Consider the following 13,005-nt stretch of genomic DNA (forward strand, 5'->3'; position numbering starts at 1 on the left):
GCCAACAGTTGGCGGTGTTGGCGCGCTGCGAAAAGCAGCGCCGGCGCATCCCGGCCGTCGAGCACCCCGTGATCAATGCCCTGGCCCGCCAAGCACCTTCGGTCGAACTCGGCGGCACAGCAGTCCAGGCCATCGCCGAGGCGACGCTGATCAGCCGCGCCGAAGCCGCCCGCCGCCTCAACGAGGCACGCGACCTGGGCCCGCGCCACGGCCTGACCGGCGAACCGCTGGGCCCGATGCTGCCCGCCACCGCCGCCGGACAACGCGACGGCACCCTGGGCGCGGGCCCAGGTCGCGTGCCTCGTTGAGGCGGCGGGCGGCTTCGGCGCGGCTGATCAGCGTCGCCTCGGCGATGGCCTGGACTGCTGTGCCGCCGAGTTCGACCGAAGGTGCTTGGCGGGCCAGGGCATTGATCACGGGGTGCTCGACGGCCGGGATGCGCCGGCGCTGCTTTTCGCAGCGCGCCAACACCGCCAACTGTTGGCGCGGCTTCAGCGCGTCGACGTTCAGCGCGCAGACCTGATCCCAGGCGGCATCGAGCGCGTCGAACGCCGCCTCGACATCCTGCTCATCACTCACACCGCCAAACTAGCGAGGACCACCGACAAAAATCGGCGCCCAGAGACTACTGAAACCACAGTGGCACAAGTGATTTCGATATGCGTTTCCAGTATCCGAAATCGATGGACTCGACCGACGGCACCGAATCAGTTGCTGAGCACCAACTTCCAGTTGCCGTTGACGTTACGGTCCGGAATGCACCAGAAGTTGTTCCAGCTGCCCGGGGTCGTGGCCTTCACGCCCGGGCCGGCGTCCTGACACGCCTCCCGCGTGGGGTAGTTGCCCTCGGTCTGGATCGTGTCGGCGCCGCTGACGCCCACACCGATCGTCAGCAGCCCGGCCATCGCCAGCAGAGTCGCGGCGGCTAAACGCTTGATGTCCATCGGGCAACGGTATGCGGAATCGACGGGCCGGGGAGTGGTTTTCGCCGGAACTCAACTTCGCTGGGCCGCGAGCGCCACCGCGGTGGCCACGGCCTCCAGCAGCCGGCCGAGTTGCTCGGCGTCCCCGACGTTGCGGTCGCCGGCGGCCAGCCGGGTGAAGACACCGGCGATGAACGTGGTGACGGCGGTGGTCTGCGCGTCGAGCAGCGCCGGGTCGCGGGTGTCGGGCTGCAGGTGCGCGATGGCGTCGTGGGCCATGGCGTTGATCCGCGCGACGAACACCTGCGACGTCTCGGCCAGACCGGGATCGCGGGCGGCCCCGAGCAGCAGTTCGTGGCGCGCCCTGTTGAGCATCAACCCGTCCCCGCTGGCCTGAATCATGGTGAGCCGCGCCAAATGAGCGAACGGCGACAGCGGATCGACCGGCTCGTCGATCACCGACTGCAGGTTCGCCACATCGATCTCCGCGACGCGCTTGCCGACGCCGCGCAGCAGGGCGGCGCGGGTGCGGTAGTAGTACGACGTGGTGCCCTCGGGGACGCCGGCGACGCGGTCCACCTGACCGTGCGTCAGCCCGCGCGAGCCGTGCTCGGCCAGCACCCGGATGGCGGCATCGCACAGGTCGCGACGGCGTGCGTCGCCGTTGCGTCTGCGCGATCTGTCGGTGGCCATCTCCATCCTCAGCGCAGCACCGTGCCGCCGTCGATGTTGACGACCTGACCGTTGATCCATTCACCCTCGTCGGACAGCAGGAACGCGACCAGCGCGGCGACGTCGCCCGGCTCGCCGACGCGGGGGCCGCGGATGCGCTTGAGTGCGGCGGCCTGTAGGTCCGGCCATTGCGGCACCGCACGGATGGTCTCGGTTGCGGTGAACCCGGGCGCGACCGCGTTGCACCGGATGTTGTCCTTGCCCCACCGCGAGGCGACGTGGCGGGTGAGCGCGCCGATCCCGGCCTTGGCGGTGGCATAGGCCGGGCGTGCGGGCTCGCCCTGGAACGCCGCCGCCGAGGACATGTTGACGATCGCCCCGCCGCCGCGCTTGAGCATTTCCGGGATCGCGCATTTCATGGCCGCCACATATCCGCGCAGGTTCACCGCCATCACCCGGTCCCACACGGCGAAGTCGATGTCGACGACGTCGGTGTCGGCGCGGATGGTGCCCATGTCGGCGCCGACGTTGAACAGCAGATCCACTCCGCCGTAAGTCGTTGCCGCGGAATCGATCAGGCCGGCGACCGACGCCGGGTCGGCCAGGTCGAACGCCACGGGCGTCGCCGTCCCGCCGGCGGCGGCGATGCGCGCGGCCGTGCGCTGCGCGGCGTCGACGGCGACGTCACCGATCACCACCCGACAGCCCTCCTCGCCCAGCCGGGCGGCCGTGGCCGCACCGAGGCCGGTGGCGCCGCCGACGACGACGGCCACCTTGTCGGCCAGCCCGCGCAGTGTCATGAGCGCCTCCTTCCCGAGACGAGGTTATTGACTTTACCTCTAGAACTGTAGAGGATCGCCAGTCATGGCAGGGATTCATCGCGAGCGCCCCGGGGCGAGCGACCTTTCGGCGGCGACGGACACTCCCGCGCAGGCCCTGGGCGACGGCGTCTGGATGTCGCCGGGCGTCTCCAATTCGTATGCGGTGGCCACCGGCGACGGACGGGTCATCGTCAACGGCGGGTTGGTCTTCGAAGGACCGTTGCATCGCAAGGCCTTTGCCGACGTGGCCGGCCCGACCCGGGTGATCGTCGTCACCCAGGGCCACGCCGACCACTGGGGCGGGGTGCACACGCTGCGCGACGCGGACACCCAAGTGGTGATGCATCGCAACTACCGGTACTGGCGCGACGACAACACGCTGCTGATGGGTTACCGCATGCCCAAGACGTCGTTCGCCTTCGGAAAGTTCTCCGACGCGATGCTCGAGCACTTCAAGACCATCGACCCCGCCACCATCGACTTCTCGTTTCCGGAGCCGACCACGACCTTCGACCAGCGCCACACCCTCACGGTCGGCGGGCGCACGTTCGAACTGGCGTGGACGCCCGGCGGCGAGACCACCGACGCGCTGGTGGTGTGGCTGCCCGAGGATCGAATCCTGTTCACCGGCAACCTGTTCGGGCCGCTGTTCGGTCATGTGCCGAACCTGATGACCATCCGCGGCGACCGGTACCGCGACCCGATCCTCTACATCGAATCGCTGAACACCGTGCTGGACTACGGGCCGCGGCGGCTGATCACCGGCCACTTCGACCCCATCGAGGGCGCCGATCGCATCGCCGAGGAGGTCACCGCGATGCGGGACGGGATGCAGGCCGTGCACGACCGCACCGCCGAGCTGATGAACTCCGGCGCGGACATTCACACCGCGATGCGCGAGGTCAAGGTCCCCGAGCACCTCGACATCGGCGAAGGCTACGGCAAGACGTCTTGGAACGTGCGGGCGATCTGGGAGATGTACACCGGATGGTTCCGGCACCGCTCGACCACCGAACTATACGGCGTGCCAGCGGATTCGGTGGCCGCCGACGTGGTCAGCGCCGCCGGCGCCGACGTGCTCGTGGACGCGGCGCGGGCTCACCTGACCGCCGGACGGCCGGTGCAGGCCATCCACCTCACCGACCTGATCCTGGCCGCCCAGCCGCTGCATGCCGGTGCGCGGGCGGCTGCCGCCGACGCCCACGAGGCGCTGCTGGCCGATACCGGCAACTTCTGGGAAAAGGCCTGGCTCACCAAGTCGATCAACGAATTGAGGACGACCGAATGAACACCGTCAACTTCGATTTCACCGGCGCCCACGTGCTGGTGACCGGTGGCACCAGTGGCATCGGCAACGCGATCGCCGCCGCGTTCGCCGACGCCGGGGCCGCCGTCACCGTGACCGGGACCCGCGGGTCGGCCGCGGAGTATTCCGAGACGGAGCTGAGCGCATTCACCTACCGTCAGTGCCAGATCCAGGATCCGAAATCCGTTGACGCGCTCGCTGATTCGCTGGGCGACCTGGACATCCTGGTCAACAACGCGGGCGGCCCCTATCCCGCGGGCGACGAATACGATCCGGACGGGTACGTCGCGTCGGTGACGCAGAACATGTTGGGCCCGATGCGGCTGACCATGCGCTGTCATGAGCGCCTCAAGTCCAGCCAGGCCCCCGGCGGCGCGAGCGTCGTCAGCGTCGTCTCGATGTCCGCGTTCCGCTCGGCGGTCTTCGTCCCGGGCTACGCCTCGTCGAAGATGGGCCTGATCGCCCTGACGATGAACCTGTCGCGCCGATGGGCCAATGACGGCATCCGGGTCAACGCCATCGCGCCCGGGCTCATCGACACCCGAATGACCCACCCCGCCATGGGGATTCCCGAGGTGATGGACGTCGAGATCGGCTTCCACACGCCGCTGGGCAGGCCCGGCACGCCCCAGGACTGCGCGGGTGCGGCGCTGTTCTTGTGTACCGATGCCGCCTCCTACATCACCGGCAGCACCATCGCCGTCGACGGCGGATACCTGACGGTCTAGAGCCATGAGCGACTTCGACAACCTCGCGACCGCCGACGACGTCTTCAAACTGGCGGCGGGGCGCACCGGCCTCACCGAAATCGACTCGGACTCATGGCGCGCGGGACTGCAGCTCATCCTCGACGAGGTCAACACCTCGCCGGTGTTCACCCCGTTCGGGCGCGACCGGGTGCTCGACGACGCCACCAACGCGCTGGGGCGGCGCATGCAGGTGCACGGCTACATCCAGGCGCACCCCGAAGTGCTGGACGCGCCCGTCGAGCGGCCCCTGATCGTGCTCGGCATGCCCCGCACCGGCACCACGGTCATCAGCTACCTGCTCGACCAGGACCCGGCCCGGCGATCGCTGTTGCACTGGCAGTGCGTGGATCCCATACCACCCGCCGGCGTCGACACGCTGCGCACCGATCCGCGCTGCCTGGCCCTGCTGGAGGAGCAGCGCAAGATCCTCGAACTGGTGACACAGGCGAAAATGCCGCTGCCGCACTGGGAAGACGCCGACGGCCCGACCGAGGACATGTTCATCCACAACCAGGATTTCAAGGGCCTGTCCTGGGACTCGTTCCTGCCGACGGGCCGTTACGCGCGCTGGCTGTTCGACGAGGCCGACATGAGCAGCACCTACGAATACCAGAAGCGCTACCTGCAGGTGCTGCAGTCCACCGCGCCGGGCAACTGGAGTCTGAAGATGCCGTCGCACTCGGTGCACATCGAGGCGCTGCTGAAGGTGTTTCCCGACGCCCGGCTGATCTGGGCGCACCGCGATCCGTACAAGGCGACCGGGTCGCTGTGCAACCTGTGGCGGTTGCCGCAGAGCCTGGTGATGAACACCGAGCTGCTGGACCAGACCGAGATGGGCCGGCTCGCGATGTGGCAGATGCGCTACCACGTCGACCGCCCGCTGCGGGCGCGCGACCGCATCGGCGACGAGCGGTTCTTCCACATGTACTACCACGAGATGATGCGCGACCCGATGGACGTGATGCGGCGCATCTACGAGTGGGCCGATGAACCCCTGACCGCCGAAACCGAAGCCCGCATGCGCAATTGGCTCGCCGCGCACCCGCAGGATCGGTTCGCGCTCAACGCCTATCGCCTCGATGAGTACGGGTTGAGCGTCGAAGCGCTGGCGCCGGTCTTCGCCGAGTATCTCGACACCTTCGACATCGAGCTGGAGGGCACACCGTGAAAGCATCCGTGGTCACCGGACCGGGCAAAGCGGAGGTCCTCGACACCGAACGGCCCACCGTCGGGCCCCGCGACGTCCTGGTGCGGATGCGCGCCTGCGGCATCTGCGGTTCGGACGCGTTCTACATCACCATCGGCGGCATCCCGCCGCGCCAGGAGCACACCCCGCTCGGGCACGAGCCGGCCGGTGAGGTCGTCGAGGTCGGTGCGCAGGTGAGTGGGCTTACCGTCGGCGATCACGTCGTCATCAACCCGATGGCCGCGCCCAGCGGCATCATCGGCAACGGCGGGGCCAGCGGGGCACTCGCCGACTACCTGTTGATCGAAAACGCGGTTCGCGGAACGAGTCTCGAGGTGATCCCGGATCACATCCCGTGGGAGGTGGCCGCGCTCAACGAACCCATGGCCGTCGCGCGCCACGGCGCCAACCGCTGCCGGCCCAAACCGACGGACAAGGTCGTCGTGTTCGGGGCCGGGCCCATCGGGCTGGGCGCCGTGCTTGCCTTCAAATCCCTTGCCGTCTACCACGTCGTCGTTGTGGACCTGATCCCCGGGCGGCTGGACAAGGCGCTGCGGATCGGCGCCGACGCCGTCATCAACTCGGCCGACGAGGACGTGGTGGCGCGCCTGATCGAACTGCACGGCGAGGGCGAATCGATGTTTCCAGGCAAGGCCGGGACCGACATCTACCTCGACGCCGCCGGTGTGCCCGCCGTCGTCAACACCGCGCTGGCCGCCGCACAGCGGGGCGCGACGCTGGGAATCGTTGGCGTGCATAAGGAACCGGTACCCGTCGAGTTCGTCAACGTGATGAGCAACGAGATCACCATCCTCGGCTCCATGGGCTACCCCGACGAGATCTTCGAGGTGACCAAGGATCTCGTCGCGAACTGGGAGAAATACGCGCTGATCGTCAGCCACACCATCCCGTTCGACAACGTCGGCGAGGCGCTCGAACTGGCGCACACCCCGGGGGCCGCGGACAAGGTCGTCGTCACGTTCGGCTGATGTCGGCGGTGACCGCGGCGGTGAGGCGGATCAGGTCCTGCGGCGCCACCGCGACCTCCCAGCCCCGACGGCCGGCACTGCAGAACACCCGCTCCCAGCGCAGCGCGCTGGAGTCCACGACCGTCGACAGTCGCCGGCGCTGGCCGAACGGCGAGACCGCACCGACGACGTAACCGGTGCTCCGCTCGGCGACCGCAGCCTCGGCCATGGCCGCCTTGGCGACCCCCAGCGCCGCGGCGGCCGCCTTCAGCGACAGGCGCGCGGTCGCGGGCACGATCGCGACCGCCAATCCGTTCGGCACCGTGATGACGAGGGTCTTGTAGATCTGTCCCGGTTCGATGCCGGCCGCCGCGGTGAGCGCTTCGACCGCCTCGGCGCCGAACGACTGCGCCCGCGGATCGTGATCGAAGGTCAGAACCTGGTGCGCCACACCGGCTTTCACCAAAGCGGCGATGCCCGGTGTGGCGGCCACCGTAATGCCTCAGGGCTGCTAGGGGCCGGTGTATCCCGGCGGGTTGACGCCATCCACCCAGAAGTCGACGCCCAGCTTCGAGCCAGGGATGCAGTCGTAGACCGAAAGGTCGGTGACGCCGGAATCCACCAGCACGTCCTCGCACAACAGCATGTTGCCGGTGAACTCCTTGGACGGCTTGTTGAGGACGACGTAGGCCGCGTCGGAGTAGATCTCGGGCTTGCGGGCGCGTCCCATCGCCTCGTCGCCGCCCAGCAGGTTCTGCACCGCGGCGGTGGCCACCAGCGTGCGCGGCCACAGCGTGTTCGAGGCGATGCCCTCCTCGCGCATCTCCTGCGCGATGCCCAACGCGCACAGCGTCATACCGAACTTGGCCATCATGTACGCCGTCGGCTTCAGCCACTCCTGGCCCAGCAGCACCGGCGGCGACAGCGTCAGGATGTGCGGGTTCTCCCGGCCTTTCAGGTGCGGGATACACGCCTGGGAAACGGCGTAGGTGCCGCGCACCTGGATGCCGTTCATCAGGTCGAACCGCTTCATCGGCACCTCGGTGATGGATCCCAGGTTGATCGCCGACGCATTGTTGACGCAGATGTCGATGCCGCCGAACTGCTCGACGGTCTTGGCCACGGCCGCCTCCACCGACTCCGGGTCGCGGACGTCCCCGACGATCGGCAGGGCCTGTCCGCCGGCTTCCTCGAGCTCCTTGGCCGCGGTGAACACCGTTCCCGGCAGCTTCGGGTGCGGCTCGGCGGTCTTGGCGATCAGCGCGATGTTGGCACCGTCCTGTGCCGCACGCTTGGCGATGGCCAGGCCGATACCGCGGCTGGCGCCGGAGATGAACATGGTCTTGCCGTTCAGGGACATGGCGTCACACTAACGCCACGCCCGAATCGGCCGGACCGGGGTCCGATCGGCTCGGCCGGCACCGCCACCGGCCCGATCGCGCTGCGGAAATAGCGGGGTCGCGCACGCTGTTGATCCAATCGGTCTCACATGCGGTGCAGCGGACCCGGACGGACGGTGTCGGGGTCAGCCTTTAGATTGGGAGGAGCAGCGTGGTGTCAACGGCGACGAGCCTGTTAGGCGAGGAGCTGTTGGCTGGCTTCCTTGCGAGTCCGGTGGCGCCTTCGGTGGCCTCCGGTGACACCGCCGCAGAAGGGACCGGGTTTATCGACATGGCCGACTCTGACGATGGCCGCGATGGCGTGACGGGGCCCGAGATTCCCGAGCCCCCAGCGCACGAAGAGACGGACGCGGAATTAACGGCGCGATTCGAACGCGACGCGATTCCCCTGCTCGACCAGCTGTACGGCGGCGCGTTGCGCATGACGCGCAATCCCGCCGACGCCGAGGACCTGCTGCAAGAGACCATGGTGAAGGCCTATGCGGGCTTCCGCTCGTTTCGGGCCGGCACCAATCTCAAGGCGTGGCTGTACCGGATCTTGACCAACACCTATATCAACAGCTACCGCAAGAAGCAGCGCCAGCCCGCGGAGTATCCGACCGAGGAGATCACCGACTGGCAGCTGGCCTCCAACGCCGAGCACTCGTCGACCGGGCTGCGCTCGGCCGAGGTCGAGGCCCTCGAGGCGCTGCCTGACTCGGAGATCAAAGAGGCGCTGGCGGCATTGCCGGAGGAATTCCGGATGGCGGTCTATTACGCCGACGTCGAAGGTTTCCCGTACAAGGAAATCGCCGAGATCATGGATACGCCCATTGGAACGGTAATGTCACGGCTGCACCGCGGCCGACGGCAGCTGCGCGGCCTATTGGCCGACGTCGCCAAGGAGCGGGGCTTCAACCGCGGTCAGCAGACGCACGAGGAGGTGTCGTCATGAGCGAGTTCTCCGGCCAGGGCGGTGCTTCGCCCGACGCCTGCCCCAACGACGAGTCCCATGGCAGCGTCGGCTGCGCGGAGGTGATCCGCCAGGTCTGGCTGCTGCTTGACGGTGAATGCGGCCCGGACACCCGCGAGCAGTTACGCAAGCACCTCGAGGCGTGCCCCGGCTGCTTCAAGCACTACGGGCTCGAAGAGCGGATCAAGGCGTTGATCGCCACCAAGTGCAGGGGCGAGAAGGCCCCCGAGGGATTGCGTGAGCGGTTACGGCTCGAGATCCGCCGCACCACGATCATCCGGGGTTCGCAGTAGCGTCCCTTTAGGCGTTGGGCCGCTTGCCGTGGTTGGCCTTGCTGTGCTTGCGGTCGCGCTTCTTCCGGCCACGTTTGGCCATGATGGAAAACCTCCGTGATTGCTTGTCAAACCAGGCGCCCGGCGCCCGTTGGCTTGTCGACCATTCTCTCATGGAACGTCCTGTGCAGTGTCTTCGCCCTCGTCGGGGCCTGTCGGGGGGGCCGTGTGCCGCGGTCCCGACGGGTCCTGTGGTTCGATGTATCCGAGCCTGATGGGCCCGAGAGAACCGTGATGAACCAGCAGCCAGCCTGCGCGAAGGCCGAGACGAGTGGGGTGAAGATGGCGGAGGATGTGCGCGCCGAGATCGTGGCCAGCGTGCTCGAAGTCGTTGTCAACGAGGGTGACCAGATCGGCAAAGGCGACGTCGTGGTGCTGCTGGAGTCGATGAAGATGGAGATCCCCGTCCTGGCCGAGGTCGGCGGCACCGTCAGCAAGGTCAGCGTGTCGGTGGGCGACGTCATTCAGGCGGGCGACCTCATCGCGGTCATCAGCTAGCCGTCCGGCCCCTTCGATCAGCCGCCGGGGAACGACCCGGGGAGTAAGCAATGTCAACTCTCGGTGATCTGCTCGCCGAACACACGATGCTGCCGGGCAACGCGGTGGACCATCTGCACGCCGTGGTCGGGGAGTGGCAGCTGCTGGCCGATTTGTCCTTCGCCGACTACCTGATGTGGGTGCGGCGCGACGATGGCGTGCTGGTGTGTGTGGCGCAGTGCCGGCCGAACACCGCACCCACGGCGCTACTGACGGATGCGGTGGGCACCGCCGTGGCCTCCGACCGGCTGGCGCTGGTGGCCGAGACGTTCGCGTCGGGCACCGCGAAGCGGAATGACGCTGCGGGACAGGAAGATTCGTGGCTGCCGGGCACCCATGTCGAGGCGTCGCCGGTGCGCTACGGCGGCAAGGTGGTGGCGGTGCTGACCCACCATCAGACCGCGCTGGCCGCCGACCGTGCGTCGGGTCAGCTGGAGATCGCCTACCGCGAGTGCGCGACCGATCTGGTCCACATGCTCGCCGAGGGGACCTTCCCCGATGTCGGGGACGTGGTGATGTCGCGCTCGACCCCGCGGGCCGGCGACGGCTTCATCCGCCTCGACGTGCACGGCGTCGTTGCCTACGCCAGCCCCAACGCGCTGTCGGCGTATCACCGAATGGGCCTGACCACCGAGCTGGAGGGGCACAACCTCATCGAGGTCACCCGCCCGCTGATCTCCGACCCGTTCGAGGCGCAGGAGGTGGCCGAGCACGTGCGCGATCTGGTCGCCGGCGGGCGCAGCATGCGCATGGAGGTCGACGCCGGGGGAGCCACCGTGCTGCTGCGCACGCTGCCGTTGATGGTCGACGGGGCCAGCGCCGGCGCGGCGGTGCTGATCCGCGACGTCACCGAGGTCAAGCGCCGCGACCGGGCCCTGATCTCCAAGGACGCCACCATCCGGGAAATCCACCACCGGGTGAAGAACAACCTGCAGACCGTGGCGGCGCTGTTGCGTCTGCAGGCCCGCCGGACGGTCAACGCCGAGGGGCGCGAGGCCCTGATCGAGTCGGTGCGCCGGGTGTCGTCCATCGCCTTGGTGCACGACGCGCTGTCGATGTCGGTGGACGAGCAGGTCAACCTCGACGAGGTGATCGACCGGATCCTGCCGATCATGAACGACGTTGCCTCCGTGGACCGGCCGATCCGCATCAACCGGGTCGGCGACCTGGGCGTGCTGGACTCCGACCGGGCCACCGCGCTGATCATGGTGATCACCGAACTCGTGCAGAACGCGATAGAACACGCCTTCGACCCGGCGGTCGAGGAGGGCTCGGTGACGATCCGCGCCGAGCGTTCGGCGCGCTGGCTCGACGTGGTGGTGCACGACGACGGTCGCGGGCTGCCGGAGGGATTCAGCCTGGAGACCTCCGACAGCCTGGGGCTGCAGATCGTGCGGACCCTGGTGTCGGCCGAGCTGGACGGCACCCTGGGCATGCGTCAGGCGCCCGCCCGTGGCACCGATGTGGTGCTGAGGGTGCCGATCGGCCGGCGCACCCGTTTGCTGTTGTAGGCGCGCGTTTGCTGTTGTAGGCGCGCGGCGCACCCGCACGCAAAGGTGCGGCCCCGACTTTCGTCGAGGCCGCACTGTTTGCGTTATCTGGGTTAAACCCCGCTGCGGGCCTTGGTCCGGGCGTTGCGACGCTTCAGTGCGCGCCGCTCGTCTTCGCTCATGCCGCCCCAGACGCCCGAGTCCTGGCCCGTGTTCAGGGCCCAACCGAGGCACTCTGTGGTCACCGGGCACCGATTACAGACCAGTTTCGCGTCAGCGATCTGCGCGAGCGCCGGGCCGCTGTTCCCTACCGGGAAGAACAGCTCCGGGTCTTCGTCACGACAGACCGCCTTGTGGCGCCAATCCATACGTCTTTACTCCTCACTGAGTGCGCAGCAAGGCGCACGGCCATTTTCTTCGGCTGTTTAACGCGTGCAGAAGAAAAGGAGTCCGGACTCCTGCGTAAATTTCTGCATGCAACCTTTTGATCGTTTCACAGGCTCAACAGATGTCAATAGTGTGAGTTCGCTCGTGGGCTATCTCACTTTGATCAACTCGTAGCCAAGCCCTTACTCCGTTGTACTACACTCCATGGGCCACTTGACCGGTAATTTTCCCCACACCCGGGTCGCTGCATCGCATTACCGCAGCTCAGTGCCGTTTCTGTTGCGGAGGGGCGACCACCGCCAGCGCGTCCGGGACGGCTTTGAACGTCATGGTTTCGCGCACGCCGAGGTAATCGCCGTCGAACTGGCACGCGACCGCGCCCCCGGTCGAGGTAACTCGCACGCTCGGCAGGTCGTCCTCGGTGATGAGGTGCTTGAAGTTGAATGCGGGCCGTTTGGCGAACATCTGCCGCACGATTCGCAGGGTCGGGATCGGCTTCATGGTGGTAGGGGCGAACACCCCCAGGCCCGACTCGAAGCTGCAGCCGGGGTTGGTCCACACCGGCCGTTCGTTGGCGAACGTCCACGGGCTCGAGTTAGACACGAAGGCGAAGCTCACCCCGGTGATGGGTTCGCGGCCGGGAAGTTCGAGCGTCAGCATCGGGTCGCGGCGGGTGTAGGCCCAGACGGCGGGCACCGCGGCGCGGATGTAGCGCCATGCCGAAACTTTGCCGCCCTTGTTCCGCTCGGCCTCGACCGCGGCCACCACCTCGGCGTCGACGCCCATGCCGGTGTTGAACACCGCCCAGCGCTCGCCGCAGTCGATCAGGCCGATCCGCCGCCAGATGGCGCGCCGCTGGTAGTCGTCGAGCAGCTGGATCAGCTGGTTGGTGGCCGCGACCGGATCCGTGGAGATGCCCAGGGACCGCGCCAGCACATTGGCCGACCCGCCGGGAACCACGGCGACCGCGGGCACCGGTCCGCCGGGCAGCGGCCCGGGCGGGCCCAGCAGGCCGTTGACCACCCCGCTCACGGTGCCGTCGCCGCCGTGCACGACCACCAGGTCGGCACCGTCGGCCACGGCCTTCTGCGCGAGTTCGGTGCCGTGACCCCGATGGTTGGTGTGCTCGACGCTGAGCTGCAGGCGGCTTTTCAGCGCGTGGGCCAGCAGATCGCGCGCGGCCGGAGTGGTGGAAGTTGCTGTGGGATTGACGATCAGCACGGCCCGCATGAAGCACGAGCTTAGGCGGGCCGCCTAAGGCCACGCTGTGGGGGAACGGGCG

17 protein-coding genes and 1 pseudogene are annotated in these 13,005 nt (G+C 67.9%); 9 read left to right on the forward strand and 9 right to left on the reverse strand.

The features are described from left to right. A pseudogene (locus A5624_RS15765) lies at positions 1-284 on the forward strand (DUF222 domain-containing protein); the annotation flags it as partial. Here the strand turns inward: A5624_RS15765 and A5624_RS27485 are convergent. From A5624_RS27485 to A5624_RS15780, 4 genes are all read right to left on the reverse strand, one after another. Continuing rightward, positions 178-579, reverse strand: coding sequence for a DUF222 domain-containing protein (locus A5624_RS27485; RefSeq protein ID WP_082975887.1), 402 nt, complete (start codon positions 577-579; stop codon positions 178-180). The pseudogene A5624_RS15765 and the gene A5624_RS27485 sit on opposite strands and share 107 nt — an antisense overlap. 128 nt (positions 580-707) lie before the next feature. Further along, the gene (locus A5624_RS15770) at positions 708-944 is read right to left on the reverse strand and encodes a hypothetical protein (protein ID WP_066867890.1); all 237 of its coding nucleotides are present in this window, start codon (positions 942-944) and stop codon (positions 708-710) included. 51 nt (positions 945-995) lie between these two features. After that, complete coding sequence (locus A5624_RS15775; protein ID WP_066867971.1) at positions 996-1,616, reverse strand: TetR/AcrR family transcriptional regulator; 621 nt, start codon at positions 1,614-1,616, stop codon at positions 996-998. 8 nt (positions 1,617-1,624) lie between these two features. Next, on the reverse strand, positions 1,625-2,395 hold the full coding sequence (locus A5624_RS15780) for an SDR family NAD(P)-dependent oxidoreductase (RefSeq protein ID WP_066867892.1): 771 nt from the start codon (positions 2,393-2,395) through the stop codon (positions 1,625-1,627). A 64-nt stretch (positions 2,396-2,459) separates the two neighbouring features. Here A5624_RS15780 and A5624_RS15785 point away from each other — a divergent pair, with 64 nt between their 5' ends. Genes A5624_RS15785 through A5624_RS15800 form a run of 4 tightly spaced genes read left to right on the forward strand, consistent with a single transcriptional unit; the run spans position 2,460 to position 6,646 of the window. Further along, positions 2,460-3,704 carry an alkyl sulfatase dimerization domain-containing protein gene (locus tag A5624_RS15785; protein ID WP_066867895.1) on the forward strand — a complete coding sequence of 415 codons (1,245 nt, stop codon included), beginning with the start codon at positions 2,460-2,462 and terminating at the stop codon, positions 3,702-3,704. Further along, positions 3,701-4,450, forward strand: coding sequence for an SDR family NAD(P)-dependent oxidoreductase (locus tag A5624_RS15790; protein WP_066867897.1), 750 nt, complete (start codon positions 3,701-3,703; stop codon positions 4,448-4,450). The genes A5624_RS15785 and A5624_RS15790 overlap by 4 nt, the downstream gene beginning before the upstream one ends. A 4-nt stretch (positions 4,451-4,454) precedes the next feature. After that, positions 4,455-5,639, forward strand: coding sequence for a sulfotransferase (locus A5624_RS15795; protein WP_066867900.1), 1,185 nt, complete (start codon positions 4,455-4,457; stop codon positions 5,637-5,639). After that, positions 5,636-6,646, forward strand: coding sequence for a zinc-binding dehydrogenase (locus A5624_RS15800; protein ID WP_066867903.1), 1,011 nt, complete (start codon positions 5,636-5,638; stop codon positions 6,644-6,646). The genes A5624_RS15795 and A5624_RS15800 overlap by 4 nt, the downstream gene beginning before the upstream one ends. On the opposite strand, the gene A5624_RS15805 is transcribed toward A5624_RS15800, so the two are convergent. Together A5624_RS15805 and A5624_RS15810 are read right to left on the reverse strand one after the other, a co-directional pair. After that, positions 6,633-7,118, reverse strand: coding sequence for a YbaK/EbsC family protein (locus A5624_RS15805; RefSeq protein ID WP_066867906.1), 486 nt, complete (start codon positions 7,116-7,118; stop codon positions 6,633-6,635). The genes A5624_RS15800 and A5624_RS15805 overlap by 14 nt on opposite strands. 18 nt (positions 7,119-7,136) lie before the next feature. Continuing rightward, positions 7,137-7,985 carry an NAD(P)-dependent oxidoreductase gene (locus tag A5624_RS15810; RefSeq protein ID WP_066867909.1) on the reverse strand — a complete coding sequence of 283 codons (849 nt, stop codon included), beginning with the start codon at positions 7,983-7,985 and terminating at the stop codon, positions 7,137-7,139. Between the two features lie 311 nt (positions 7,986-8,296). On the opposite strand from A5624_RS15810, the gene A5624_RS15815 reads away from it, so the two are divergent. Together A5624_RS15815 and rsrA are read left to right on the forward strand one after the other, a co-directional pair. Further along, the gene (locus A5624_RS15815; protein ID WP_066867911.1) at positions 8,297-8,959 is read left to right on the forward strand and encodes a sigma-70 family RNA polymerase sigma factor; all 663 of its coding nucleotides are present in this window, start codon (positions 8,297-8,299) and stop codon (positions 8,957-8,959) included. Continuing rightward, a complete protein-coding gene (rsrA, locus tag A5624_RS15820) occupies positions 8,956-9,270 on the forward strand; it encodes a mycothiol system anti-sigma-R factor (RefSeq protein ID WP_066867915.1) in 315 nt (104 codons plus the stop codon). The genes A5624_RS15815 and rsrA overlap by 4 nt, the downstream gene beginning before the upstream one ends. A gap of 7 nt (positions 9,271-9,277) precedes the next feature. On the opposite strand, the gene A5624_RS29520 is transcribed toward rsrA, so the two are convergent. Further along, positions 9,278-9,352, reverse strand: a complete 75-nt coding sequence (locus tag A5624_RS29520) for a 50S ribosomal protein bL37 (RefSeq protein ID WP_011728008.1) — start codon at positions 9,350-9,352, stop codon at positions 9,278-9,280. Positions 9,353-9,591: 239 nt separating this feature from the next. Between A5624_RS29520 and A5624_RS15825 the strand changes: the two genes are divergently transcribed. Together A5624_RS15825 and A5624_RS15830 are read left to right on the forward strand one after the other, a co-directional pair. Next, positions 9,592-9,807, forward strand: coding sequence for a biotin/lipoyl-binding carrier protein (locus A5624_RS15825; protein WP_066867974.1), 216 nt, complete (start codon positions 9,592-9,594; stop codon positions 9,805-9,807). A 50-nt stretch (positions 9,808-9,857) separates the two neighbouring features. Then, positions 9,858-11,357 carry a sensor histidine kinase gene (locus tag A5624_RS15830; protein WP_066867918.1) on the forward strand — a complete coding sequence of 500 codons (1,500 nt, stop codon included), beginning with the start codon at positions 9,858-9,860 and terminating at the stop codon, positions 11,355-11,357. 92 nt (positions 11,358-11,449) lie between these two features. On the opposite strand, the gene whiB1 is transcribed toward A5624_RS15830, so the two are convergent. Then, positions 11,450-11,704, reverse strand: coding sequence for a transcriptional regulator WhiB1 (gene whiB1 / locus A5624_RS15835; RefSeq protein WP_003874607.1), 255 nt, complete (start codon positions 11,702-11,704; stop codon positions 11,450-11,452). Positions 11,705-11,987: 283 nt separating this feature from the next. Continuing rightward, positions 11,988-12,953, reverse strand: coding sequence for a diacylglycerol kinase family protein (locus A5624_RS15840; RefSeq protein WP_066867921.1), 966 nt, complete (start codon positions 12,951-12,953; stop codon positions 11,988-11,990). Between the last annotated feature and the right edge of the window lie 52 nt (positions 12,954-13,005).

Origin of the sequence: Mycobacterium sp. 1482292.6 (assembly GCF_001672995.1) — a bacterium.
Classification (GTDB): Bacteria; Actinomycetota; Actinomycetes; order Mycobacteriales; family Mycobacteriaceae; genus Mycobacterium; species Mycobacterium europaeum_A.